Here is a 24,309-nt window from a genome sequence, read left to right on the forward strand (position 1 = left end):
GTTTATGCCTCAACCTGCTGCGGGAACGCGGCGTGCCAGGCTTCAAAACCGCCGTCGACGCTGTAGACCTGATCGAAGCCCTGAGTCAGCAGATACTGCGCAGCACTTTTACTGCTGATGCCGTGATAGCACATCACCAGCAGCGGCGTGGCCAGATCTGTCTGCTGCAGCAGTGTGCTCAGTGAATCATTGGTAAGATGGTAAGCGCCAGTCGCATGCGCAATGGCGAAGCTTTGCGGATCGCGGATATCAACCAGCAATGCGCTGCCTTGTGTCAGACGCTGTTCGGCCTGCTGCACGCTGATACATTCAAATTGTTCCATGAGAGTTTCCAGTCAATAACCTTACTAATGGGCATATTGTAGCCTGAAGCGGGTCAGTAATAACCTGAATAAGCCTGTGGTTAATGACGTTTTATGTCGCAAATTATGTTACCTGCATCACGCATAAATGTTTTTATTCCGTTAACACTGGCATCAATGTTGGTTTCCGATTAATATAATGCTCGAAAACGAACATAATTGAACTATTACGAACATCGCGAACATCGGAGGAGATGACGTGGAAACCAAAGACTTGATCGTAATCGGCGGCGGCATCAACGGTGCCGGTATTGCAGTCGATGCTGCAGGACGCGGACTCTCTGTGCTCATGCTGGAAGCGCAAGATTTGGCCTGCGCAACCTCTTCCGCCAGCTCTAAATTAATCCACGGTGGCCTGCGCTACCTGGAGCACTACGAATTCCGCCTGGTGAGTGAAGCGCTGGCCGAACGCGAAGTGCTGTTAAAAATGGCGCCGCATATTGCTTTCCCGATGCGCTTCCGTCTGCCGCATCGTCCGCACCTGCGTCCGGCGTGGATGATTCGTGTCGGTCTGTTTATGTACGATCACCTCGGCAAGCGCACCAGCTTACCCGGCAGTAAAGGTTTGCGTTTTGGCGCAGATTCGGTACTTAAACCTGAGATTACGCGCGGTTTCGAATATTCAGACTGCTGGGTCGACGATGCGCGCCTGGTTGTGCTGAATGCGCAGGAAGTGGTGAAACGCGGTGGCGAAGTGCGTACCCGCACCCGTGTAACCCGTGCATGGCGTGAAAATGGCCTGTGGATGGTGGAAGCGGAAGATGTTGATAGCGGCAAAACCTTTACCTGGCGCGCCAAAGGTCTGGTCAATGCCACCGGCCCGTGGGTTAAGCAGCTGTTTGATGATGGTCTGAAGCTGAAATCGCCCTACGGCATTCGCCTGATTAAAGGCAGCCATATTGTGGTGCCACGCGTTCATACGCAGAAGCAGGCTTACATTCTGCAGAACGAAGATAACCGTATTGTGTTTGTGATTCCGTGGATGGATGAGTTCTCAATCATCGGCACCACCGACGTCGAATACAAAGGCGATCCGAAGAACGTCAAGATTGAAGACAGCGAGATCGATTATCTGCTGAAAGTGTTTAACGCCCACTTTAAGAAAGATCTGGCGCGTAACGATATCGTCTGGACCTACTCCGGCGTGCGTCCGCTGTGCGATGACGAATCCGATTCACCGCAGGCCATCACCCGTGATTACACACTGGATGTCCGCGATGATGAAGGCCAGGCGCCGCTGCTGTCGGTCTTTGGCGGCAAGCTGACCACCTATCGTAAGCTGGCTGAACATGCGCTGGAGAAGCTGGCGAAGTACTACCCTGATGCCGGTGCGGCCTGGACGCGTGACTGTGTGCTGCCTGGCGGCGATATCGCCGGTAGCCGCGAAGATTACGCCGCCAGCCTGCGTCGTCGTTACAGCTTTATCAGCGAAGGTATGGCGCGTCATTTCGCCCGCACCTACGGCAGCAACACTGAGCTGCTGCTGAAAGAGGCCACCAGCCTGGCCGATTTAGGCGAGAACTTCGGTCACGAATTCTATGAAGCCGAGTTGCGCTATCTGGTGCAGCATGAATGGGTGCGTGAACTGGATGATGCTATCTGGCGTCGTACCAAGCAAGGTATGTGGCTGGATGAAGAGCAGCAGGCGCGCGTCAGCGAATGGCTGGCGACGCATCTGAAAAAACCGGCGTTATCGCTGGCGTCATAAATTGCGGGCGGCGTTTTCGCCGCCCCTGCATTCGTGATTTCCTGCAGGGGCGGCGTTCTCGCCGCCCTTTTTACATCTACAACCTTATCGGCGAAATATGCCAAATCTCATCGGCATACTCCTGAATGGTACGGTCCGACGAGAAGTAGCCCATATTGGCGATATTCAGTGCCGCACGGCGCTGCCACTCTTCCGGATGTCGGTACAACTCATCCACCCGATCCTGGGTATCCACATAGCTGCGATAGTCGGCCAGCAACTGATAGTGATCGCCAAGATTAACCAGTGAATCAAACAGGTTACGATAGCGGCCAGGCTCCTGCGGACTAAACAGTCCGGTGGCAATCTGCGTCAGCGCCTGGCGTAACTCCGGATCTTCATCATAATACTGATGCGAGTTATAACCTTTGCGTCTCAGCTCCTCCACCTGCGGCGTGGTATTGCCGAAGATAAAGATATTCTCGTCGCCGACATGCTCCCGCATCTCAACGTTGGCGCCATCCAGCGTACCAATAGTCAGCGCGCCGTTAAGGGCAAACTTCATATTACTGGTGCCGGACGCCTCGGTGCCCGCCAGTGAAATCTGTTCAGAGAGATCCGCCGCCGGAATAATAATCTGTGCCAGACTGACGCCATAGTTAGGAATAAACACCACCTTCAGTTTATTCTTCACCTGCGGATCGGCGTTAATCACTTTGGCTACATCATTGATTAAATGAATAATATGCTTGGCGGTATAGTAAGCCGAGGCGGCCTTACCGGCGAAGATATTGACGCGCGGCACCCAGTCAGCGGTCGGATCGGCCTTAATGCGGTTATAGCGGGTAATAATATGCAGCACATTAAGTAGCTGACGTTTGTACTCATGAATCCGTTTAATCTGCACATCAAACAGCGCGTGCGGATCCAGCACGATATCCAGATTTTTCGCCACCCACTCCGCCAGCCGCTTTTTATTCGCCAGCTTGGCGTCAGTGATATCCTGGATAAAGGTCGGATAATCAATATGCGGCTTAATTTCACTCAGCTCGCTGAGATCGGTACGCCAGGTGCGGCCAATCGCCTCATCCAGCACACTGGAGAGTGGAGGATTGGCCAGCGCCAGCCAGCGACGCGGCGTCACGCCATTGGTTTTATTGCAGAAACGTCCGGGGAACAGGCGGGCGAAATCAGCGAACAGCGACTGCACCATCAGATTGGAGTGCAGCTCCGAAACGCCATTGACCTTGTGGCTGACCACCACCGCCAGCCACGCCATGCGGATCTGACGGCCATTGTTCTCATCGATAATCGAAATGCGCGACAGCAGTTCCCAGTCATCCGGGTAGTGCTCCTGAATGGTTTTCAGGAAGTAGTCATTAATATCAAAAATAATTTGCAGGTTTCGCGGCAAAATTTTGCCAATCATATCCACCGGCCAGGTTTCCAGCGCTTCACTCATCAACGTGTGGTTGGTGTAAGAGAACACCTGGCAGGTCACTTCAAAGGCGTCATCCCAGGTAAACTTATGCTCGTCGATCAGCAGGCGCATCAGTTCGGGGATCGCCAGTACCGGATGGGTATCATTCAGATGAATAGCGATCTTATCGGCAAGGTTGTCAAAGGTATGGTGCATGGTCCAGTGACGATTCAGAATGTCCTGCACCGTGGCCGACACCAGGAAGTACTCCTGACGCAGGCGCAGTTCGCGGCCTGAGTAGGTTGAGTCATCGGGATAGAGCACGCGCGACACGTTTTCCGAATGGTTTTTATCTTCCACCGCCGCGAAGTAATCGCCCTGGTTAAATTTACCAAGATTGATCTCATTACTCGCCTGCGCGCCCCACAGCCGTAAGGTATTGGTGGCGTCAGTATCGTAGCCGGGAATAATCTGGTCGTAAGCGGTGGCCAGCACCTCTTCGGTTTCGACCCAGCGCGCACGGCTGCCTTCATGCTGAATACGGCCACCGAAGCGTACCTTGTAACGGGTATTAAAACGCTGGAATTCCCACGGATTGCCATACTCCAGCCAGTAATCCGGTGACTCCGCCTGACGGCCATCAATAATATTCTGTTTAAACATGCCGTAGTCATAGCGGATGCCGTAACCGCGGCCCGGCAGTCCCAGCGTCGCCAGCGAATCAAGGAAACAGGCAGCCAGACGGCCTAAACCACCATTGCCTAAACCGGGGTCATTCTCCTCCTCCATCAGCTCAGCAAGATCGAAACCCATCTCTTCCAGCGCGCGGTTAATATCATCATAGATACCCATCGCCAGCAGCGCATTAGAGAGCGTACGCCCGACCAGAAACTCCATTGACAGGTAATAGACCTGCCGCACATCCTGTGACAGCTGCGCACGGTTAGAACGCAGCCAGCGTTCCACCATGCGGTCGCGCACCGCCAGCAGTGTGGCGTTCAGCCACTCATGCTTATTGGCCACCGACGGATCTTTACCCAGCGTAAACATCAGCTTATAGGCAATTGAGTTTTTTAATGCTTCCACACTTAGCGTGGGAGAGGCGTAGGAGAATGGTGCGTTCATATCAAGTATCCCATTTTCTGGTTACAGCAAGCGTTGATAAAGATCGCGGTAGGCAAGGGCCGCCACCTGCCAGCTAAAATCCATCCCCATCGCCTGGCGCTGAACAAATCGCCAAAGTGAAGGACGGGACCACAACACAAATGCACGCCGGATCGCTCTTAGCAACGACCAGGCATTACTGTCTTCGAAGGTAAAACCACTGGCGATGCCATCCGCCAGGTTCTCCAGGGAACTGTCATTGACCGTATCGGCTAAACCGCCGGTACGACGTACCAGCGGCAATGTGCCATATTTCAGGCCATATAATTGTGTCAGACCGCAAGGTTCAAACCGGCTTGGCACCAGAATCACATCCGCGCCACCGATAATGCGGTGCGAGAAGGCTTCATGATAGCCAATCTGTACGCCAACCTGGCCCGGATGCTCCGCCGCCGCCGCAAGGAATCCCTGTTGCAACACCGCATCACCGGCGCCCAGCAGCACCAGCTGGCCCCCCTGTTCCAGCAAGCCAGGCAACGCTTCCAGTACCAGGTCCAGCCCTTTTTGTCTGGTTAAGCGACTGACCACCGCAAATACCGGCACTTTGTCATCGACTTTTAAACCCATCGTCACCTGCAGCTGGCGTTTGTTCTCCGCTTTGGCTTCCAGCACATCGCGGTTATAGCGCGAACCCAACAGCAGGTCATGCGCCGGATCCCAGATTGCCGGATCGACACCATTCAGAATGCCGCTCAGTCGTCCTTCGCGCAATCTTTGTTCAAGCAGCGACTCCATGCCGTAGCCAAATTCCGGCTGAGTGATCTCGCGAGCATAGGTCGGACTGACCGCGGTAATATGATCGGCATAAAACAGGCCGGCCTTCAGATAAGAGATCTGCCCATAAAACTCCAGCCCGTGCATATCAAAAAACGCGCGCGGCAACTCAATCTGATCCAGATGGTGAGCGGCAAACAGCCCCTGATAGGCCAGGTTATGCACGGTAAACACCGATTTCGCCGGACGTCCGCGCGCCGCCAGATAGGCGCAGGCCAGCCCGGCGTGCCAGTCATGGGCATGAACAATATCCGGACGCCACCAGGTATCAAGGCCGCAGGCCAGCTCGCAGCCGATCCAGCCCAGCAGAGCAAAACGTAAGTGATTGTCGGTATACGAAAATTGTGACTCATCGTGATAAGGGCTGCCGGGGCGATCGTACAGACCCGGCGCTTCAATCAGATAAATACCGACACCATTAAAATGACCAAAATGCAGGCGAACAAAACCGGCAAAGGTTTGAAGCTCAGCGACCACTTCCGTGTTGGTGATCCCCTTTCGCAAATCGGGAAACATCGGCAATAACACCCGGGTATCCGTGCCCTCTGCAATCTGCGCTGCTGGTAATGCCCCTACAACATCCGCTAAACCCCCGGTTTTAAGTAGCGGAAAAAGTTCTGAACAGACATGTAAAACCTGCATTCTGGGCTCCTTTAACTATGCTCTGACGCATTCCTCTGCATCGATAGCAATGACCATTTCGTCCGTCAGCCAGCAGCTTTAGCCAGTTTGGCCAACATTGCTCGCGTAACCAGTACGATCCCCTCTTCTGAACGATAAAACCGGCGGCTGTCTTCATCCGGGTTCTCGCCAATCACCATCCCTTCCGGGAGGACGCAGGCGCGATCGATAACGCAGCGACGCAGACGGCATGAGCGTCCAATCACCACGTCCGGGAGCAGCACGGAGGAATCAATATTGCAGAATGAATTAACGCGCACTCGCGGGAACAGCACCGAGTGCACTACTACCGAACCGGAGATAATGCAGCCTCCGGACACCAGCGAGTTCATGGTCATACCGTGACTGCCGGAACGGTCCTGAACAAATTTCGCCGGTGGTAACTGCTCCATCTGGGTACGTATTGGCCACTCGGTGTCATACATATCCAGCTCTGGCGTTACCGAAGCCAAATCCAGATTGGCGCGCCAGTAAGCTTCTAAGGTACCGACATCACGCCAGTAAGGCGGCGAGTCGTCGTCGCTCTGCACACAGGAAAGGTTAAAGGAGTGTGCAAACGCTTCACCGCTGGCGACGATTTTCGGCAACAGATCTTTACCAAAATCGTGGGTCGACTCCGGCAGTTGCAGATCCTCTTCCAGCAGCTGATAGAGGTAATCCGCGTTAAATACGTAGATCCCCATGCTGGCCAGTGACTGCGTATCATCGCCCGGCATCGCCGGTGGCTGTTTCGGCTTCTCGACAAAATCGATCACCTTGTTTTCGTTATCCACCGCCATCACGCCAAACGCGGTGGCTTCGGCAATCGGCACCGGAATACAGGCAATGGTGCATTTGGCATCATTAGCCACGTGATCCAGCAGCATGCGCGAGTAATCCATTTTATAAATATGGTCACCGGCAAGGATCACGATGTACTGCGCGTGGTAACGACGAATAATATCGAGGTTCTGCGTAACCGCATCGGCAGTGCCGCGATACCAGCTCTCGGTGGAGAAACGCTGCTGCGCCGGCAGCAGATCAACAAATTCGTTCATCTCCTCATTAAAAAATGACCAGCCACGCTGGATATGCTGCACCAGGGTGTGGGATTGATACTGGGTAATCACGCCAATGCGGCGGATACCGGAGTTGATACAGTTGGAGAGGGCAAAGTCGATAATGCGAAATTTACCGCCAAAGTGCACCGCAGGTTTGGCGCGTTTGGCCGTGAGATCCCGCAGGCGCGTACCACGTCCGCCAGCAAGGATCAGGGCTACAGTTTGCGTCGGCAATTGTCTTGCCAACATAAGATGATCTGCTCTTTCTAATTTGACCATGTCTGACTCCTTATGCTTGCTTTTGGAACACGCTCACGCCATGCGCGGGCCCATGCCAGACAGTTGAGAGGATCGGGTTATCATCCCCGGCAAAAGGAGGAATGGCGCGCCATTCCCCAGCTGGTAGTGCGATGTCGCTCACGTCTTCAGTGGCGTTTATTGTTATTAACCAACGGCCGGAGAGCAGGATCTGCAATCTGTGCATCCCCTGTCCCCACTCTTCACTGCTCAGTGGCTGGCCGTTAGCATTAAGCCACTGCACGTTGCCGTCGCCTTCCTGCCACCACTGATCCTGCTGCAGCGCCGGGATCAGGCGTCGCAGATGAATCAGGGCGGCAGTAAAGTCGAACAGGCCGGTATCGTTATGCTGCCACTCCAGCCAGGTGAGCTGGTTGTCCTGGCAGTAAGCATTGTTGTTGCCATGCTGGCTGTGACCATGTTCGTCACCGGCCAGCAGCATCGGTGTACCCTGCGCCAGCAACAGCGTGGTCAGCAGGGCGTGAACACTGCGACGGCGGCGCTCGACGATATTCAGCGAGACTTTCAGCCCTTCACTGCCGTGGTTATGGCTGAAATTATTGTTGCTGCCGTCGTTGTTATCTTCACCGTTGGCTTCGTTATGTTTGCGCTCAAAGCTGACGACATCACGCAGCGTAAAGCCGTCGTGGGCGGTAATCAGATTGATGCTGGCCGATGGCGGGCGGCCTGCATGCTGGAAAACATCGCTGGAGGCGGCAAAGCGGCGGGCAAAGTCACCGTTGCTGATGCCGTCATGCAGCCAGAAGCGGCGCATGGTGTCACGGAAATGGTCGTTCCATTCGGCAAACGGCGGCGGGAAGTTGCCCACCTGATAGCCGCCGGGACCGATATCCCAGGGTTCAGCGATCAGCTTGACCTGCGACAGCAGCGGATCGGCATTGATCGCAGCAAATATCGCCGCCTGCGGATCGTAATCCGGCGTGCGGCCCAGCACGGGAGCGAGATCAAAGCGGAAACCATCGACATGACACACCTCGACCCAGTAACGCAGGCAGTCCAGCGCCCACAGCATGACGGCGGGATGGCTGAGATTGAGGGTGTTACCACAGCCGGTCCAGTTGTGGTATTCACCCTGCTGGTTTAGCCAGTAGTAGCTTTTGTTGTCGATGCCGCGCTGCGACAACGTTGGCCCCACTTCGGCCTCCAGCTCGGCGGTATGGTTAAACACCACATCAAGGATCACTTCGATACCCGCGCGATGCAGGGCTTTTACCGCCTGCTGGAACTCATTAAGCGGATGTAGCTGATCGAGGCCGGAAGCATAACGCCCGTCGAGGGCATAAGACGCCAGCGGGTTGTAGCCCCAATAGTTGCTCAGGCCGAGGCGCAGCAGGCGCGGCTCGCTGGCGAAACTGGCGATCGGCAGCAGTTCCAGCGCGGTAATGCCCAGCCGCTGGAAATAGTCGATCATTACCGGATGGCCGAGTGCCGCATAGGTGCCACGGATCTCCGCCGGAATTGCCGGATGCAGTTTGGTTAAACCGCGTACGTGGGCTTCATAGATCACCGTTGAGCCCCAGGGTATGCGCGGCGCAAAATCGCCATCCCAGTCAAAATCATCCGCTACCACCACGCTTTTTGGCGCGATGGCGGCGGTGTCTTCAAGGTTAATCTCCTGCTCGCCGCAAAGAAAACGCGGATCGTCCGTCACTTCGCCGATCACCTCACGGGCGCAGGGATCGACCAGCAGCTTTGCCGGATTAAAACGGTGGCCCTGCTGCGGCTGCCATGGGCCATGCACGCGGTAACCATACAGCTGACCAGCCTTAAGAGCTGGCAGATAACCATGCCAGATATCCCCACTGCGCGCCGGCAGGTCGTAACGCGTCTCCCTGCCCTGCACGTCAAACAGACACAACTCCACCCGTTCCGCATGTTGCGAGAACAGCGCGAAATTAACCCCTTTACCATCGTAAGAGGCGCCCGTCGGGGTCGGCTGACCCAGCTGCATTAAACTCATGCACCCTCCCTCGTCAGCCATAACGTCGACAGCGGCGGGATAGTCAGACTAAGCGAATGCGCGCGCTGATGGCTGGCAACCGGCTGGCTATGCAGCAGGCCATTAATCAGGTTACTGCCGTGATAATGACCGGCATCGGTATTGAGGATTTCACGCCAGCTACCCGGCTGATTAATGCCAAAGCGATAGTCGTGGCGCGGCACCGGGGTGAAGTTGGCGACCACAATCACCTCATTGCCTTCGAGATCGCGGCGGATAAACGCAAACACCGAGTTTTCGTGATCGTCGACCACCAGCCATTCAAAGCCATCGCCGTCGAAATCCAGCTGATGCATCGGCTTATGATGGCGATAGGTCAGATTCAGGTCGCGCACCAGACGCTGCACGCCGTTATGCCAGTTGTCTTCGCCTTCCAGCAGATGCCAGTCGAGGCTGGTATCATGATTCCACTCGCGGCCCTGGGCGAATTCGTTGCCCATAAACAGCAGCTTTTTGCCGGGGAAGCCCCACATCCAGCCATAGTAGGCGCGCAGGTTGGCGAACTTCTGCCATGGGTCGCCCGGCATACGATCAAGAATCGAGCGCTTACCGTGTACCACCTCGTCATGCGACAGCGGCAGCACAAAGTTTTCGGTGTAGTTATACAGCAGACCAAAAGTCATCAGATTGTGGTGATAACGGCGATGCACCGGATCGAGCTTCATATAGTCGAGGGTGTCGTGCATCCAGCCGAGATTCCATTTAAACCAGAAACCAAGGCCCCCGCTTTCCGGCGGACGCGACACGCCCGGATAGTCAGTGGACTCTTCGGCAATGGTAATTGAGCCGCTCGCCGCATGTCCCAGCGTGCGGTTGGTGTAACGCAGAAAAGAGATCGCCTCGAGATTTTCGCGGCCACCATAAGCATTCGGGATCCACTCACCTTCGCTACGGCTGTAATCGCGATAGATCATCGACGCCACCGCATCAACGCGTAAGCCATCAATACCAAAGCGCTCCATCCAGTAGAGTGCATTGCCCGCCAGATAATTACTCACCTCACGGCGACCGAAGTTATAGATCAGCGTATTCCAGTCCTGGTGATAACCCTCACGCGGATCGCCATGTTCATACAGCTGAGTGCCATCGAAGTTTGCCAGCCCGAATTCATCCGCAGGGAAATGGCCTGGCACCCAGTCGAGCAGCACATTCAGCCCGGCATCATGGGCGGCGCTGATAAAGTCGCGGAAATCATCACGGGTGCCGAAACGGCGGGTGGGCGCATACATGCCCAGTGGCTGATAGCCCCAGCTGCCGTCAAACGGGTGCTCGTTAATCGGCATCAGTTCGATATGGGTAAACCCCATCTCTTTCACATACGGTACCAGCTGCTCCGCCAGCTCTTTATAGCTCAGCCAGAAGTGGTTATCGGTATGACGACGCCAGGAACCCAGATGCACCTCGTAAATCGAGATCGGCGCGTCAAAGGCATTTGCCGCCTTACGCTCCGGCGCCATCTCCACTTTTGGCGGCAGGCTACAAATCATTGAAGCGGTTTCTGGCCGCATCTGTGCTTCGAAAGCATAGGGATCGGCTTTCAGCCGCAGCTGTCCGTGCAGATCAATAATTTCAAACTTATATAACTGCCCGGGCCGGGCCGCCGGGACAAACAGCTCCCACATACCGCTTTCACGGCGGAAGCGCATCGGATGACGGCGGCCATCCCAGTAGTTAAATTCGCCTACTACCGATACCCGCTGCGCATTCGGCGCCCAGACCGAGAAGCGGGTGCCGATAACGCCATCAATCACATCCGCATGGGCGCCCAGCGTTTCGTAAGGACGCAGGTGGGTGCCCTCCGACAACAGCCAGCTGTCAAGCTCGGCCAGTAACGGGCCAAAACGATAGGCGTCATCAATCAGATTCTGTTCACCATGCCAGATCACCGCCAGCTGATAGCGGAAAGGGTTTTTACGCCTTGGGATCACCGCACTGAAAAAGCCGCGGGAATCCAGGCATTTAAGCTGAGCGCACTGGCGTCCGGTGCTGGTTTCAATCACCCAGACTTCGGAGGCATCGGGCAGTAAAGCGCGAACTTCCAGCCCGGCATCGGTCTGGTGCATACCGAGCAGTGCGAAAGGATCGGCATAATGGCCGGCAATAATTGCATTGATCGCCTGGCGATCGGGTAGCTCTGACATGACTTTCTTCCTGTGACATTTGGCAGGCAAATCGTGTAATGCCGGGCATTACAAGAAAGCTGCTCTTCATTGAGCCATCAGCACGCAGGTATGGAGGGCACATCCATCCGCTGGACAAGAAACCAGTACCACGCGCAAATTCAATTCAGTTGGGAAAGCAAACAGCCAAAAATCAGGACATCTGATACAAGCATAGCTAAGGCGAACCGTTAGCCTGTGAAGAATGCATAAAATAATTTTTGTCAGTGCTAAAAAGGGGAAGCGGATCACTTGAAGGGCTATTTTGGTGCAGCATCACAGGTCAGATGCGCTGTAATATCGTTAATTTCCTCACTAACAGCTTAAAAGTACTGGCTTCGGGCCTGGCGACACCAGGCCCGATAAGCGGATCAATCCACCAGTAAACGCAACATGCGACGCAGCGGTTCCGCTGCGCCCCATAACAGCTGATCGCCGACGGTAAATGCTGAAAGATAGTCTGGTCCCATATTCAGCTTACGCAGACGGCCAACCGGGGTGCTTAGCGTACCGGTTACTGCTGCCGGGGTCAGTTCGCGCATGGTGATCTCACGATCGTTCGGCACGACTTTCACCCAGTCGTTATGCGCAGCCAGCAGCTGTTCGATCTCCGCCAGCGGCACATCTTTTTTCAGCTTCAGAGTAAATGCCTGGCTGTGACAGCGCAGCGCACCGACGCGTACGCATAAACCGTCAACCGGGATAGTGTGCGCTGGTTGCAGAATTTTGTTGGTTTCCGCCTGGCCTTTCCACTCTTCGCGGCTCTGGCCGTTTTCCAGCTGTTTGTCGATCCATGGGATCAGACTGCCCGCCAGCGGCACGCCAAAGTTATCCACCGGCAGCGCGCCCGCGCGGCTCAGTTCAGTGACTTTGCGTTCGATATCCAGAATCGCGGAAGAAGGGTTGCTCAGCTCGCTGGCGACATGACCATGCAGCATACCCATCTGTGACAGCAGTTCACGCATATGACGCGCGCCGCCGCCGGAAGCGGCCTGATAGGTGGCGACCGAAGCCCATTCCACCAGATCGCTGGCAAACAGACCGCCGAGCGACATCAGCATCAGGCTGACCGTACAGTTGCCGCCGACAAAGGTTTTAATCCCTTTATCCAGACCGTTGCCGATCACATGATGGTTAACCGGGTCGAGGATAATAATCGCGTCATCTTTCATACGCAGCGTAGAAGCGGCGTCAATCCAGAAGCCCTGCCAGCCGCTGGCGCGCAGCTTAGGATAGACTTCACTGGTATAATCGCCGCCCTGGCAGGTGATAATGATATCCAGTGCTTTCAGCGCATCGATATCAAACGCATCCTGCAGCTTGCCTGCGGACTTACCGGCAAATTCAGGCGCGGCCTGGCCATGCTGTGAAGTGGAAAAGAACACCGGACGGATTACGTCAAAGTCGCGCTCTTCGATCATACGCTGCATTAATACTGACCCGACCATACCGCGCCAGCCTATCAATCCTACACTTTTCATTATTGCACCTGCTTCAGGCTGCGTCGGCGACGCCAGACCTGTTAAAGTAAAAGACAAAAGGGATATTGCTACCACCTTACAAAATGCAGCAAAACTGGCAAGTGAATTAATTCGATGGTTAGCTGTTTTTCAGCAATGCGACTTATAACCGGTACTTATGACGCCGGAAAAGAGAACAATAACGATGACTGAGATGATCTCCGCAACGATACTATTGTTGCTTATTATGGATCCGCTGGGCAATTTACCGATTTTTATGTCGGTTCTGAAGCATCTGGAGCCGAAACGTCGACGAGTGGTGCTGATTCGCGAACTGCTGATCGCGCTTGGCATCATGCTGCTGTTTCTGTTTGCTGGCGAAAAAATTCTGACTTTCCTTAACCTGCGCACGGAAACGGTGTCGATCTCCGGTGGCATTATTCTGTTTCTGATTGCCATCAAAATGATTTTCCCCTCGCAAGAAACCAGCAGCACCGGTTTACCGGCGGGTGAAGAGCCGTTTCTGGTGCCGTTAGCCATTCCGCTGGTCGCCGGACCGTCGCTGCTGGCGACCCTGATGCTGCTGTCGCATCAGTATCCTCAGCAGATGGGTCACCTGGTGATTGCGCTGATGATTGCCTGGGGACTGACGGTGGTGATCCTGCTGCTCTCCGGCCTGTTTTTACGCCTGCTGGGCGATAAAGGGGTGAATGCGCTGGAGCGTCTGATGGGGTTGATTTTGATTATGCTGGCGACGCAGATGTTTTTAGACGGGATACGCGCTTATCTGAAGATTTAAACGACGGGCGGCGAGAGCGCCGCCCGCAATCTGGCACTAGCGCCCTTTTAGCCTTAACGAGACAAATTTCAACTGTTCCAGATCCTTTGAGACCCCCCGAAATTTACCTTCGGCGATATCGGCAAGTGAGCTGAATGTTCCGGGATAGATCATGACATCAATACCCTCCCTGGCAAGGCAGGCAAATATGGCGAACTCCTCAAGAAAATACTCAGCAGAACGCCTTATTCTTTTTGACAATTCAGCGGAATGTAAACCCTGCCAGTTTTTTTCATGGTATTTACGACCAAATAATTCCACTGAGGCTCTGAATTCTGATGACCTCGTAAAATAATTATCAATCTCTAATCTTATTTTATTATAATCTTTACACCGTTGAATTTCCGAGCAGGTAATAAATTCGCATGTTAATTTATGTCGAAAGCTTTCAATTAGGTGCGTATTTTCCTCGATAAACAACCTGCCAAGCCGTAACCCGTACTCCAGAGCCTCATCAGCTGGCATGCCCTTAGTGGCTTCCAGCGTTATTCGATGAATACTATCGCCAATAAGAATTTTACAGGCAGAGAAACGTTTGGCTATCCACTCCAGCATGGCGGAAAATCGATTATTTTCAAAATTCTTATTCTCCAGGCTCACACCAAGAAAACAGATATGTTCCGAAGCGCAACCCGCAACAATGCTCTCTCTTAAGTGTGCAGGAAATACTTGTGCGGTTGTGGCCCGATAACGAGTCCCGGTGAATAGTTTGGCTGGTAATAAGCGGGAAGATGCAATTTCCATATCAATCCTCATTGTATAAATGAAAATCCCTGAGCTTTATTCTCCTTAACGTCGTTATGCTAATCAATATCCCTGGTAAATACACTCTGTTTTTTAAACCCTCTGTCAATTGGGTTATAGTTTATTACTCATCTGATTTAATAATTAGCGGGAGCTATTTCAGCCCCCGCCACTGACTTACGATAATAATTCAAAGGCAATCATACCGACCACTGCGCCAGTGGTACCAAGAATGGTCTCCATCAGCGTCCAGGTTTTCAGCGTCTGCGCTTCGCTGGCACCGGTAAAGCGGCCAAACAGCCAGAAACCGGCGTCATTAACGTGACTTAACACAATCGAACCGCCGGCGATACAGATCGACAGCGCGGCCATCTGCGCGCCAGAGTAATGCAGTACCTCAATCACCGGCATAATCAGTCCGACAGTGGTCAGGCAGGCCACAGTGGCTGACCCCTGAATCACGCGCACTGCCGCCGACAGAATAAAGCACGCCAGCGCAACCGGCAGACCCGCCCCGGTCAGGGCATTACCTAACGCCGGACCGACGCCGGAATCCACCAGCACCTGCTTAAACACGCCACCGGCGCCAATCACTAACAGAATAATCCCCGCCGGTTGCAGCGCACTGCCGCAGATCTCCATCACCCGCTCTTTATCCATGCCCTGGCGATAAGCGAGACCATAGATGGCCACCAGGCAGGCCAGCAGAATGGCGGTAAACGGATGACCGATAAACTCCAGCCACTGATAGAGCGTGCTGCCTTCCGTGGTAAAGCGCGCGCCGATGGTTTTCAGTCCCACCAGCACCAGCGGAAACAGAATCAGCGACAAACTGAAGCCAAATGACGGTAATTTGCTGCTGTCATACTCCGGCTGTGAAACATCCGCTGGCACGCGAAACTCGACGTAACGGCTGATAAAATTACCAAATAGCGGGCCGGCAATAATCATGCTGGGGATCGCCGCGCACAGACCCAGCAGAATCATCCAGCCAAAATCGACATGCATCTGTGACGCCAGCAGCATTGGCGCAGGCCCTGGCAGCAGAAACGCCGCCGCCGCCGCGACCCCGGCAAACAGCGGGATCACCAGCTTGACCAGGTTGTCGTTAGTCCGGCGCGCTACCGCAAAGGCGATACTGATTAACAGCACAATCGCCACTTCAAAAAACAGCGGCAATGCGCAAATCAGACCAGCGATGCCCATCGCATAGTGCGCGCGGCTTTCGCCAAAGGCTTTCAGCATGCGAATCGCTATCTGATCGACCGCACCGGTTTCATGCAGAATTTTACCGAACATCGCGCCCAGCGCGACCACAATGGCGAGAAAACCGAGCGTGCCGCCCATGCCTTTTTGCATGGTGTCGGCAATCTTATCGAGTGGCATGCCGGAGAAAATACCGGCACCTATGGAGACTAACATCAGCGCCACGAAGGCGTGCATGCGGGCTTTCATCACAAGAAACAGCAGCAGTAATACCGAACCTGCGGCGGTCAGAACCAGTGTTGCGGTACTCATTAAAGCTAATCCTTTTTGATCGCACCTTCGATCGTAGCGACGGTGGCGGCAACAACCTCTTCCAGCGAATGATTAATATCAACCACTAACACGTCCGGCTCATTAGCGCCCGGCTCTTCCAGCGTGGCAAATTGCGTAACCAGCATTTGCGGCTTAAAGAAGTGACCTTTACGTGCTTTCAGGCGAGATTCGATGGTTTCGAAGTCGCCCTGCAGGTAGATAAATGACAGGTTGTCGTTGTCCTGACGCAGAATGTCGCGATAGCTTTTTTTCAGGGCCGAGCAGACGATAATTGAGATGTCATTGGTGCGCTGCATGGCAAACGCAGCATCGTTGAGCGATTGCAGCCACGGGCGGCGGTCGTCATCGTTCAGCGCATGACCTTCGGCCATTTTTTCGATATTGGCGCGCGGATGCAGGAAGTCGCCATCAAGGAAAGCGCTTTTTAACTGGTAAGAAACCTGGTTGGCAACAGCGGATTTACCGCTACCAGATACGCCCATCAGGATAAACACATGATGCGACGAGGAATTTTTAGTCATTGTTTTAACTCCGGCAGATGATGATACGCATGTTACCGATAACAAATACGTAAGCCATTCTCAGTACGTGCGGCGGCAATGGCAACCGTTCTGCCGGGAAAAGGTTGTAAATGTGAGCTATCTCAAAAAAACGCAATTATCAGATGCTGCCGCCTTCCGAAATTTCAAAGCCCACATCCTGCGGTTTCACGACACTGTTATCGCCATTTATCCGTGCCAGCAGCATGGTTGCCGCTTGCTGGCCCATACGTTCACGCGGCGTCAGCACCGTCGCCAGCTGCGGATTTACCACCTGCGAAATATCATGGCCGTGAAAACCGGCAATCGCCATATCTTCCGGCACCCGTAATCCCTGACGCTGGCATTCAAACATCGCCCCCACTGCCAGGTCATCATTGGTACAGAACAGGCTGTCAGTGGCGGGAAAACGTCGCTGCGCTTCACGCATCAGCTCGGCGCCGGCAGTAAATGAGGAGGCATCCTCCATCATTACGCTGTTAGGCTGTAGCTGCGCTTCGCGCATCGCTATCTCGTAACCGCGCTGTTTCTGTAAGGTACGTTCGTCCAGACGCGCGCCAAGATAAACCGTATGGCGATGCCCTTTGGCGAGGATCGCCCGCGTCATCTGCCGCGCCGCCTCGACATTATCAAAGCCCACCGCCATATCCAGACAGGGGGAGACCGAATCCATCATCTCAATCACCGGAATACCGGCGGTTTCAATCATGCGCAGACTGCCCGGCGTATGGCTGCGTTCGGTAAGGATCAGGCCGTCGATATTCCAGCCCAGCAGTGAACGTAACTGCAGCTCCTCTTTCTCCTGATTGTAGCCAAAGTGGCTGAGTAAGGTCTGATAACCGGCCGCATCGGTCACCGCTTCGATACCGCGCAGCACATCAGCGAAAACCTGGTTGGTAAGGGAGGGCAGCAATACGCCGATGGCGCGACTGGTGGCGTTGGATAACATATCCGGCGCGCGATTGGGTATATAACCAAGCTCGTCCAGCGCAACAGCAATTTTCTCGCGCAGGGCGACCGAGACCTGCTCGGGGTTGCGCAGGTAGCGGCTGACAGTCATTTTGGTGATGCCAATACGATCGGCAACATCTTGTAGTACGGGTCTTTTTTTCTTCATCGTTAGCGACTGTATAGTGAGGTATCGATGAGTCTACCAAAAAATGCGACGCTAACCTCGTTGTCCTGCCGACAATGCGAAGATGGCCAGCAAAAGCTGGCCATCACTTATCGATAACGCGATTAAACGGGTGGCAGATCAAACAGCAGGATTTCAGCATCACTGTCCGCCTGAATCGACAACGTGCTTTCGTCCCAGATCGCCAGCGCATCGCTGGTAGTTGCTGGCTGGCCATTCACCTGTACATCGCCTTTTACCACCTGAATCCAGATGCGGCGCGTAGCGTCAACCTCGGTTGTCGCCAGCTCACCCTGTTTCAGCGCCCAGCGCGACAGCGTCATATCCTGATAAACCTTCAGCGATCCGTCACGGGCATCCGGTGACAGCACCAGCTGGCGGCCCTGCACATCATCAAAACGACGCTGTTCGTAGCGTGGTTCAATGCCGGTTTTTTCCGGGATAATCCAGATCTGATAGAGATGCAGCGGCTGATCTTTGCTGCCGTTGTACTCGGAGTGACGCACGCCGGTACCCGCACTCATAATCTGAAACTCACCCGCCGGGATCTGCTCTTTATTACCTATGCTGTCCTGATGTTCAACCACTCCGGACAGAACGTAGGTCAAAATTTCCATATCTTTATGCGGATGGGTGCCAAAACCCTGACCTGCATCGATAATGTCTTCATTAATTACCCGCAGTGCGGAGAAGCCCATAAAATCCGCATCGTAGTAATTAGCAAAGGAGAAAGTATGCCAGCTATCCAGCCAGCCATGGTTTGCGTGACCGCGATCATTAGCCTTACGTAAATAAATCATATTCAACTCTCCTCAACGTTTTCACGTAGTCTGGACCTGAACCGGCCGCGATGATAGCTGAAAAACTTCACCCCTCTGTTCAAAAAAAATGAATGATTTTATTGCCGCTTATTCAGACCCTTTGCCGACGCACTTACGTTGAAATAGCCCGCAATTATCAGCCGGGATCTTTAGCCGTATCACAATCTGAAAAACTAAGCGGCCACCTGCAATTAACCCAGAATAGCCAGTCAGGCCATCAATAAACGTCATTAAAAGCAATAAAATCAACAAATAGCCAGTACACATCTTTAAAATTAATATCCATCTATTCGGTTTTATCTGGCTATAAGCTCGGTTTTACTCCCTTGGTTACTTTTTTCCGCCACGTAAGATGGCAGTCCACCACTATTGCTGTGCTGAATCACTTGGAAATTTCAGGGAATGAATATGACAGATAATACCGCGCTTAAGCCGCCAGGCCCGATCACACGCCTGTTAAACACCATCGAATGGCTCGGCAATCTGTTGCCGCATCCGGTGACCCTTTTCGCCATCCTGTGCCTGGTGATTATTGTTGCCTCCGGCATCGCCGCCGGATTTAATCTCAGCGTGATTGACCCGCGCCCGGAAGGCGCCAGCGGGCGTGCGGCCGATGGCATCGTGCAGGTGGTTAATCTGCTTAGCGCCGAAGGCCTGCAACGTATTGTCAGCAATATGGTGACCAACTTTACCAGCTTTGCACCGCTGGGAACGGTGCTGGTGGCGATGATCGGCGTGGGGATTGCCGAACAATCCGGCCTGCTCTCCGCCGCAATGCGCGCGCTGGTGTTTAGCGCGCCAAAACGGATGCTTACATTTACGGTAGTATTTGCCGGTATCATCTCGAATACGGCCTCTGAACTGGGCTATGTGGTGTTAATCCCCCTCTCCGCGATGCTTTTCCACTCTTTAGGTCGCCATCCGTTAGCCGGGCTGGCGGCGGCTTTCGCCGGAGTTTCCGGCGGCTATAGCGCCAACCTGCTGCTGGGAACCGTCGATCCACTGTTATCCGGTATTACGCAAAACGCCGCGCAGATTATCGACCCCGCTTATATCGTCGGGCCAGAAGTGAACTGGTACTTTATGACGACCAGTACCTTTGTGATCGCCGGGCTGGGCACCTGGATTACCACCAGCATTATCGAACCGAAACTGGGTAAATACCGCGAAAGCGATGGCGATGCCCCGCAGGGTGATCTGGGCACCCTTACCCCACAGGAGAAGCGCGCGCTAAAAGGCGCCGGTATTACGCTACTGGTGATGACCCTGTTAGTGTCACTGACGCTGATTCCGGGTTATGGCCTCCTGCTCAATCAGAGTACCGGCAGCTTTGCTGGCTCGCCGTTTCTGCATGGCATCGTGGTATTTATTATGCTGTTTTTCGCCATTCCGGGTTATGTCTATGGCCGGATAACGGGCACCTTGCGCAGTGACCGTGACGTGATTAACGCGATGGCGAAAAGTATCAGTATGCTGAGCTTATATATTGTGCTGGTGTTCTTTGCCGCGCAGTTTGTCGCATTTTTTAACTGGAGTAATTTCGGTACAATTATCGCAGTGAAAGGCGCCACCATGCTGTCCGCGATGGATATCAACGCCCCGCTGCTGTTCGGCTGCTTTATTCTGATCTGTGGCTTTATCAATCTGATGATTGGCTCCTCATCCGCCCAGTGGGCGGTAACCGCGCCGATTTTTGTGCCGATGCTAATGCTGGTGGGCTATGCGCCAGAGGTGATTCAGGCCGCGTATCGTATCGGCGATTCGGTGACTAACCTGATTACGCCAATGATGAGCTATTTTGGTTTAATTATGGCAGTAGCGGCGCGTTATCAGCGCAATCTGGGCATCGGTACGCTGGTGGCGCTGATGCTGCCCTACTCGGTGATGTTTTTAATCGGCTGGAGCCTGTTGTTTGTGGTGTGGGTATTTGGTTTTGGTCTGCCGGTCGGCCCTGGCGCCGCCACTTTCTACAACCTGTGACCGCAGAAAAAAAGGTAAAAAAAAGCCAGCACCCGAGCTGGCTAAGAAACACTGGAAGCAATGTGAGCAATGTCGTGCCTTCACAGCAGGTCCAGGGTGGACTTCCTGAGAACGCACGACAATAATAATCATTATCATTCGCATCTGTAAAGTTATTTTTGCGAATAATATTCATTTGACCTTTTAGTCAAAGTCCATGATGTTAAAGGGGAATAGTCCAGTTAACGCAGAGGAAGCAGCATGAGTCAGATTGAGATCCGTCATGTCAGTATTGAAGATGCACCAGCCATTCAGCAGCTTTACAGCCAGCCCGATACGCTGGCCGGAACGCTTCAGGTGCCTTATCCATCACTGAAACTCTGGCAGGATCGTCTGGCAAATCTACGCCCTGGCGTGCATTCCCTGGTCGCCTGTATTGACGGCCAGGTGGTGGGCCAGGTCACCCTTGAAGTCAATCAGTCCCCCCGCCGCCGCCATACCGCCGACTTTGGTCTGGGTGTGGATATCAATCATCGCGGTAAAGGGGTGGCGCAGGCGATGCTGGCGGCCATTACCGATATGTGTGACCACTGGCTGGCGGTAGAGCGTATGGAGCTAACGGTGTATTGCGATAATGCTGCGGCTGTCGCGGTATATCGTAAGTTTGGCTTTGAAGTGGAAGGCACCGGGCGCAACTATGCGCTGCGCCATGGCGAAAAAGTGGATGTTTACTTTATGGCGCGTCTTCGTGCGCAGTGATAGCCATAATTATTATTAAGTTAATTTATTAATCTGATAAATTAATCAACATCGCAGGGAATATGCACCATAACGATTTTATAGCATAATCTGACAGACCGGTTGACTAACCGGTCTGCACTTTAGTAATCTGTAAATGCAGTAACTAAAGGATGCAGCAGACTGGTTAATCCAGACATCCCGCTACCTTATCACAGTTTTAATAAGGTCAAGGCCACGTCCGGTAAAAGCGCTTCTGAATACCAGAGATACTTTCTGGCGAAACCCACCTTAAGGTGGGTTTTGTTATTTACAGGCATGGGGAAGTGGTTTATTGACTAATAGTTTATACGCTATAGTGAAAAAGCCAACTTTTCCACCACCAGGTTTGTCTGTAACGGGATATGCACTGGTTACATGAATGCGTAGTTTCTTTTTCATCCGGTATGCTTTAAAGGGTACCTGATAATAAAAAATCGCCCCAGACTCACTCAACACCTCAATGACCGCAAAGCTCCCATACCCTGCATGCACAACCCTCACTTTGTCTAAGGATGTAATGATTCTTTTGAGATGCTTTTGCGCCAGTGCGTATCTCACTTTGCAAAAAGGTCGGGAATCTTTCGGTGAATAATACATTAACGCCTTTTTCTCTTCTTCATTTTGATAAGAGTATTCCTTACAAAAACAATGAAATGAATAAGAGACGATAAACTTATACACCCTGTCCAGCTATAAAAATGGTAATTTAACTTATACAAACAAACAATTTATTTATGGTTTCATAAACAGAAAAATCGTGATACATCTGCTTATTAACCTCCATCATAAAAATAAACAACACTTAAATTATTTAATTGTATTATTTTTCGGTATTGAACAGACGGCAACACGCCATTCAGTTGCCGCTGAAAAAGACAATGGCGAAGGTTAACACCATTTATGTGCTGAAACCGGTTTATCCGGCGTTATGTCTGCGACTGATGCCAGAAACGGAGTTTAATACAGCGATTGCCGTTAAAAGGGCGGCGTTCTCGCCGCCCTGGTTTCAGGTCAATAACCGGCCGTTAAATCCCCCACCGAACGCGGATCCGACGCACCATACAACATTCCATCCGGGCCAATCATAATGCTCTGGGTACTGCCCATCGCTGGCTGCACTTTCACATGCTGCCCTTTGCTTTCCAGCAGTCGCAGGGTATCCGGGCTAAAGCCTTTCTCCACGCGTAACTGATCCGGTAACCACTGGTGATGGAAACGTGGCGCATTGGTCGCTTCAGCGACGTTCATGCCGAAATCGATGCTGTTAACCACCATCTGCAATACGGTGGTGATAATGCGACTGCCGCCCGGGCTGCCGGTTACCAGCCAGGTCTTGCCATCTTTAGCGACGATGGTCGGCGACATTGATGACAACGGACGCTTATAAGGTTGCACCGCATTGGCTTCACCGCCGACCAGACCATACACATTCGGCGTGCCCGGTTTGGCCGAGAAATCATCCATTTCGTTGTTCATCAGGATGCCGCTATTTCCGGCAACAATCCCGCTGCCGAAATAGGTATTCAGCGTGTAGGTGACCGCGACCGCATTGCCGTCTTTATCCACCACCGAGAAATGGGTGGTCTGGTTGCTTTCATACGGCGCCAGTTTGCCAGGTTTAATCTCTGACGACGGACGCGCTTTGGCGATATCAATCTGCTGCGCCAGCGATTTGGCATAGGCTTTACTGGTCAGCGCCTGCGATGGCACCTTCACAAAGTCCGGGTCACCGAGGTATTCCGAACGGTCGGCATAGGCATACTTCTCAGCCTCCGCCATTACCTGCATCGCATCTGCGCTGCCGTAACCCATTTTCGCCAGGTCGAAGTTTTCCAGAATATTCAGGATCTGCACGATATGGATGCCACCCGACGACGGCGGCGGCATGGAGAACACTTCATAGCCACGATAGCTGCCGCTGACCGGCTTACGCTCTACCGCGCGATAGGCCGCAAGATCGGCTTTAGTGATCAGGCCGCCATGCTGCGCCATTTCAGCGGCGATATCATCGGCAATCGCCCCTTTATAAAACGCATCTGGTCCCTGTCTGGCAATCAGCCCCATACTGCGCGCCAGATTGCGCTGCACCAGACGCTCACCTTTCTGATATGGCGTACCGTCGGCTTTATAAAAGATCGCTTTACTGTTGGCATGGTTGATTAACACTTCTTTACCGTAGGTATTCAGGTCATCAGCCAGCGCATCATTGACGACAAAACCGTTGCGCGCCAGCTCAATAGCAGGCTGCAGCAAACGGCTTAACGGCATGGTGCCGTACTTTTTCGCCGCTAAGGCAAAACCGGCAACGGTGCCCGGCGTACCGGAGGCAAGATGGGAGGTGAGTGACAGCTTACTGTCGGCATTGCCCTGCGCATCAAGGAACATATCGCGGCTGGCTCTTACCGGCGCCATCTCGCGGAAATCAATGGCCGTGGTGCGACCCGAGGCGGTGCGCAGCATCATAAAACCGCCGCCGCCAAGGTTACCTGCCTGTGGATGGGTGACCGCCAGCGCAAAACCTACCGCCACGGCGGCATCCACCGCATTGCCGCCCTGCTTCAGAATATCGACGCCAACCTGAGTTGCCAGCGCATCCACTGATGCCACCATGCCGTGGCGATCTTTAACCGGATGGAAAGTATCCGCATCCACGCCATAGGAGACCGGCGGTGATGCCGGTGTTGCAGCATTCGCGCCCTGCCAGAAACAAACACATACCATCAGCGACAAAGAAACACGTCGCATATTGCCGGTTTTTATCATCCTGCCACACCTTTTTATAGTTGTTTACATTAGATTTACACCTGTTAAGTCTGTACCAGATAAGCAAAAAGGCGAATATAAAGTCAAATTCGGTCTATTCCTGACGGCAGCCACTGGCAGAGCAGTT

Annotated in this window: 18 protein-coding genes; 4 read left to right on the plus strand and 14 right to left on the minus strand. The window is 53.3% G+C overall.

The features are described 5' to 3' along the window. Window positions 1–2 precede the first annotated feature (2 nt). Complete coding sequence (glpE, locus tag J2125_RS09430; RefSeq protein WP_017802971.1) at window positions 3–323, minus strand: thiosulfate sulfurtransferase GlpE; 321 nt, start codon at window positions 321–323, stop codon at window positions 3–5. 238 nt (window positions 324–561) lie between these two features. Between glpE and glpD the strand changes: the two genes are divergently transcribed. After that, the gene (gene glpD / locus J2125_RS09435; protein ID WP_017802970.1) at window positions 562–2,070 is read left to right on the plus strand and encodes a glycerol-3-phosphate dehydrogenase; all 1,509 of its coding nucleotides are present in this window, start codon (window positions 562–564) and stop codon (window positions 2,068–2,070) included. A 76-nt stretch (window positions 2,071–2,146) separates the two neighbouring features. On the opposite strand, the gene glgP is transcribed toward glpD, so the two are convergent. From glgP to asd, 6 genes are all read right to left on the minus strand, one after another. Further along, the gene (gene glgP / locus J2125_RS09440) at window positions 2,147–4,594 is read right to left on the minus strand and encodes a glycogen phosphorylase (RefSeq protein WP_017802969.1); all 2,448 of its coding nucleotides are present in this window, start codon (window positions 4,592–4,594) and stop codon (window positions 2,147–2,149) included. Between the two features lie 21 nt (window positions 4,595–4,615). Then, window positions 4,616–6,049 carry a glycogen synthase GlgA gene (gene glgA / locus J2125_RS09445; protein WP_017802968.1) on the minus strand — a complete coding sequence of 478 codons (1,434 nt, stop codon included), beginning with the start codon at window positions 6,047–6,049 and terminating at the stop codon, window positions 4,616–4,618. Window positions 6,050–6,114: 65 nt separating this feature from the next. Further along, entirely contained in the window at window positions 6,115–7,407 is a 1,293-nt protein-coding gene (gene glgC, locus J2125_RS09450; RefSeq protein WP_017802967.1) for a glucose-1-phosphate adenylyltransferase, read from the minus strand. 10 nt (window positions 7,408–7,417) lie between these two features. Beyond that, on the minus strand, window positions 7,418–9,406 hold the full coding sequence (gene glgX / locus J2125_RS09455) for a glycogen debranching protein GlgX (protein WP_017802966.1): 1,989 nt from the start codon (window positions 9,404–9,406) through the stop codon (window positions 7,418–7,420). Further along, window positions 9,403–11,586 (minus strand): 1,4-alpha-glucan branching enzyme, encoded by a 2,184-nt coding sequence (gene glgB / locus J2125_RS09460; protein WP_017802965.1) that lies wholly within the window; start codon window positions 11,584–11,586, stop codon window positions 9,403–9,405. The genes glgX and glgB overlap by 4 nt, the downstream gene beginning before the upstream one ends. A gap of 389 nt (window positions 11,587–11,975) precedes the next feature. Beyond that, the gene (gene asd, locus J2125_RS09465; protein ID WP_017802964.1) at window positions 11,976–13,085 is read right to left on the minus strand and encodes an aspartate-semialdehyde dehydrogenase; all 1,110 of its coding nucleotides are present in this window, start codon (window positions 13,083–13,085) and stop codon (window positions 11,976–11,978) included. 184 nt (window positions 13,086–13,269) lie between these two features. On the opposite strand from asd, the gene J2125_RS09470 reads away from it, so the two are divergent. After that, complete coding sequence (locus J2125_RS09470; protein WP_017802963.1) at window positions 13,270–13,863, plus strand: YhgN family NAAT transporter; 594 nt, start codon at window positions 13,270–13,272, stop codon at window positions 13,861–13,863. A 36-nt stretch (window positions 13,864–13,899) separates the two neighbouring features. On the opposite strand, the gene J2125_RS09475 is transcribed toward J2125_RS09470, so the two are convergent. From J2125_RS09475 to J2125_RS09495, 5 genes are all read right to left on the minus strand, one after another. Continuing rightward, window positions 13,900–14,646: a tRNA-dependent cyclodipeptide synthase gene (locus J2125_RS09475; RefSeq protein ID WP_157819476.1), complete on the minus strand. Its 747-nt coding sequence runs from the start codon at window positions 14,644–14,646 to the stop codon at window positions 13,900–13,902. Window positions 14,647–14,823: 177 nt separating this feature from the next. Next, a complete protein-coding gene (gene gntU / locus J2125_RS09480; RefSeq protein WP_017802961.1) occupies window positions 14,824–16,164 on the minus strand; it encodes a gluconate transporter in 1,341 nt (446 codons plus the stop codon). Window positions 16,165–16,169: 5 nt separating this feature from the next. Next, the gene (gntK, locus tag J2125_RS09485) at window positions 16,170–16,706 is read right to left on the minus strand and encodes a gluconokinase (RefSeq protein ID WP_017802960.1); all 537 of its coding nucleotides are present in this window, start codon (window positions 16,704–16,706) and stop codon (window positions 16,170–16,172) included. Between the two features lie 139 nt (window positions 16,707–16,845). Then, window positions 16,846–17,841 (minus strand): gluconate operon transcriptional repressor GntR, encoded by a 996-nt coding sequence (gene gntR / locus J2125_RS09490; protein WP_017802959.1) that lies wholly within the window; start codon window positions 17,839–17,841, stop codon window positions 16,846–16,848. A gap of 122 nt (window positions 17,842–17,963) precedes the next feature. Beyond that, complete coding sequence (locus J2125_RS09495; RefSeq protein ID WP_017802958.1) at window positions 17,964–18,659, minus strand: pirin family protein; 696 nt, start codon at window positions 18,657–18,659, stop codon at window positions 17,964–17,966. A 429-nt stretch (window positions 18,660–19,088) separates the two neighbouring features. Between J2125_RS09495 and J2125_RS09500 the strand changes: the two genes are divergently transcribed. Further along, on the plus strand, window positions 19,089–20,660 hold the full coding sequence (locus J2125_RS09500) for an AbgT family transporter (RefSeq protein WP_017802957.1): 1,572 nt from the start codon (window positions 19,089–19,091) through the stop codon (window positions 20,658–20,660). Window positions 20,661–20,900: 240 nt separating this feature from the next. Further along, window positions 20,901–21,398 (plus strand): GNAT family N-acetyltransferase, encoded by a 498-nt coding sequence (locus tag J2125_RS09505; RefSeq protein WP_017802956.1) that lies wholly within the window; start codon window positions 20,901–20,903, stop codon window positions 21,396–21,398. A gap of 285 nt (window positions 21,399–21,683) precedes the next feature. On the opposite strand, the gene J2125_RS24960 is transcribed toward J2125_RS09505, so the two are convergent. After that, complete coding sequence (locus tag J2125_RS24960; RefSeq protein WP_241764039.1) at window positions 21,684–22,100, minus strand: hypothetical protein; 417 nt, start codon at window positions 22,098–22,100, stop codon at window positions 21,684–21,686. 330 nt (window positions 22,101–22,430) lie between these two features. Next, window positions 22,431–24,182 (minus strand): gamma-glutamyltransferase, encoded by a 1,752-nt coding sequence (ggt, locus tag J2125_RS09515; RefSeq protein WP_017802953.1) that lies wholly within the window; start codon window positions 24,180–24,182, stop codon window positions 22,431–22,433. Window positions 24,183–24,309: the final 127 nt, after the last annotated feature.

The organism is Winslowiella toletana (assembly GCF_017875465.1).
In the GTDB taxonomy this organism is placed as follows: Bacteria; Pseudomonadota; Gammaproteobacteria; order Enterobacterales; family Enterobacteriaceae; genus Erwinia; species Erwinia toletana.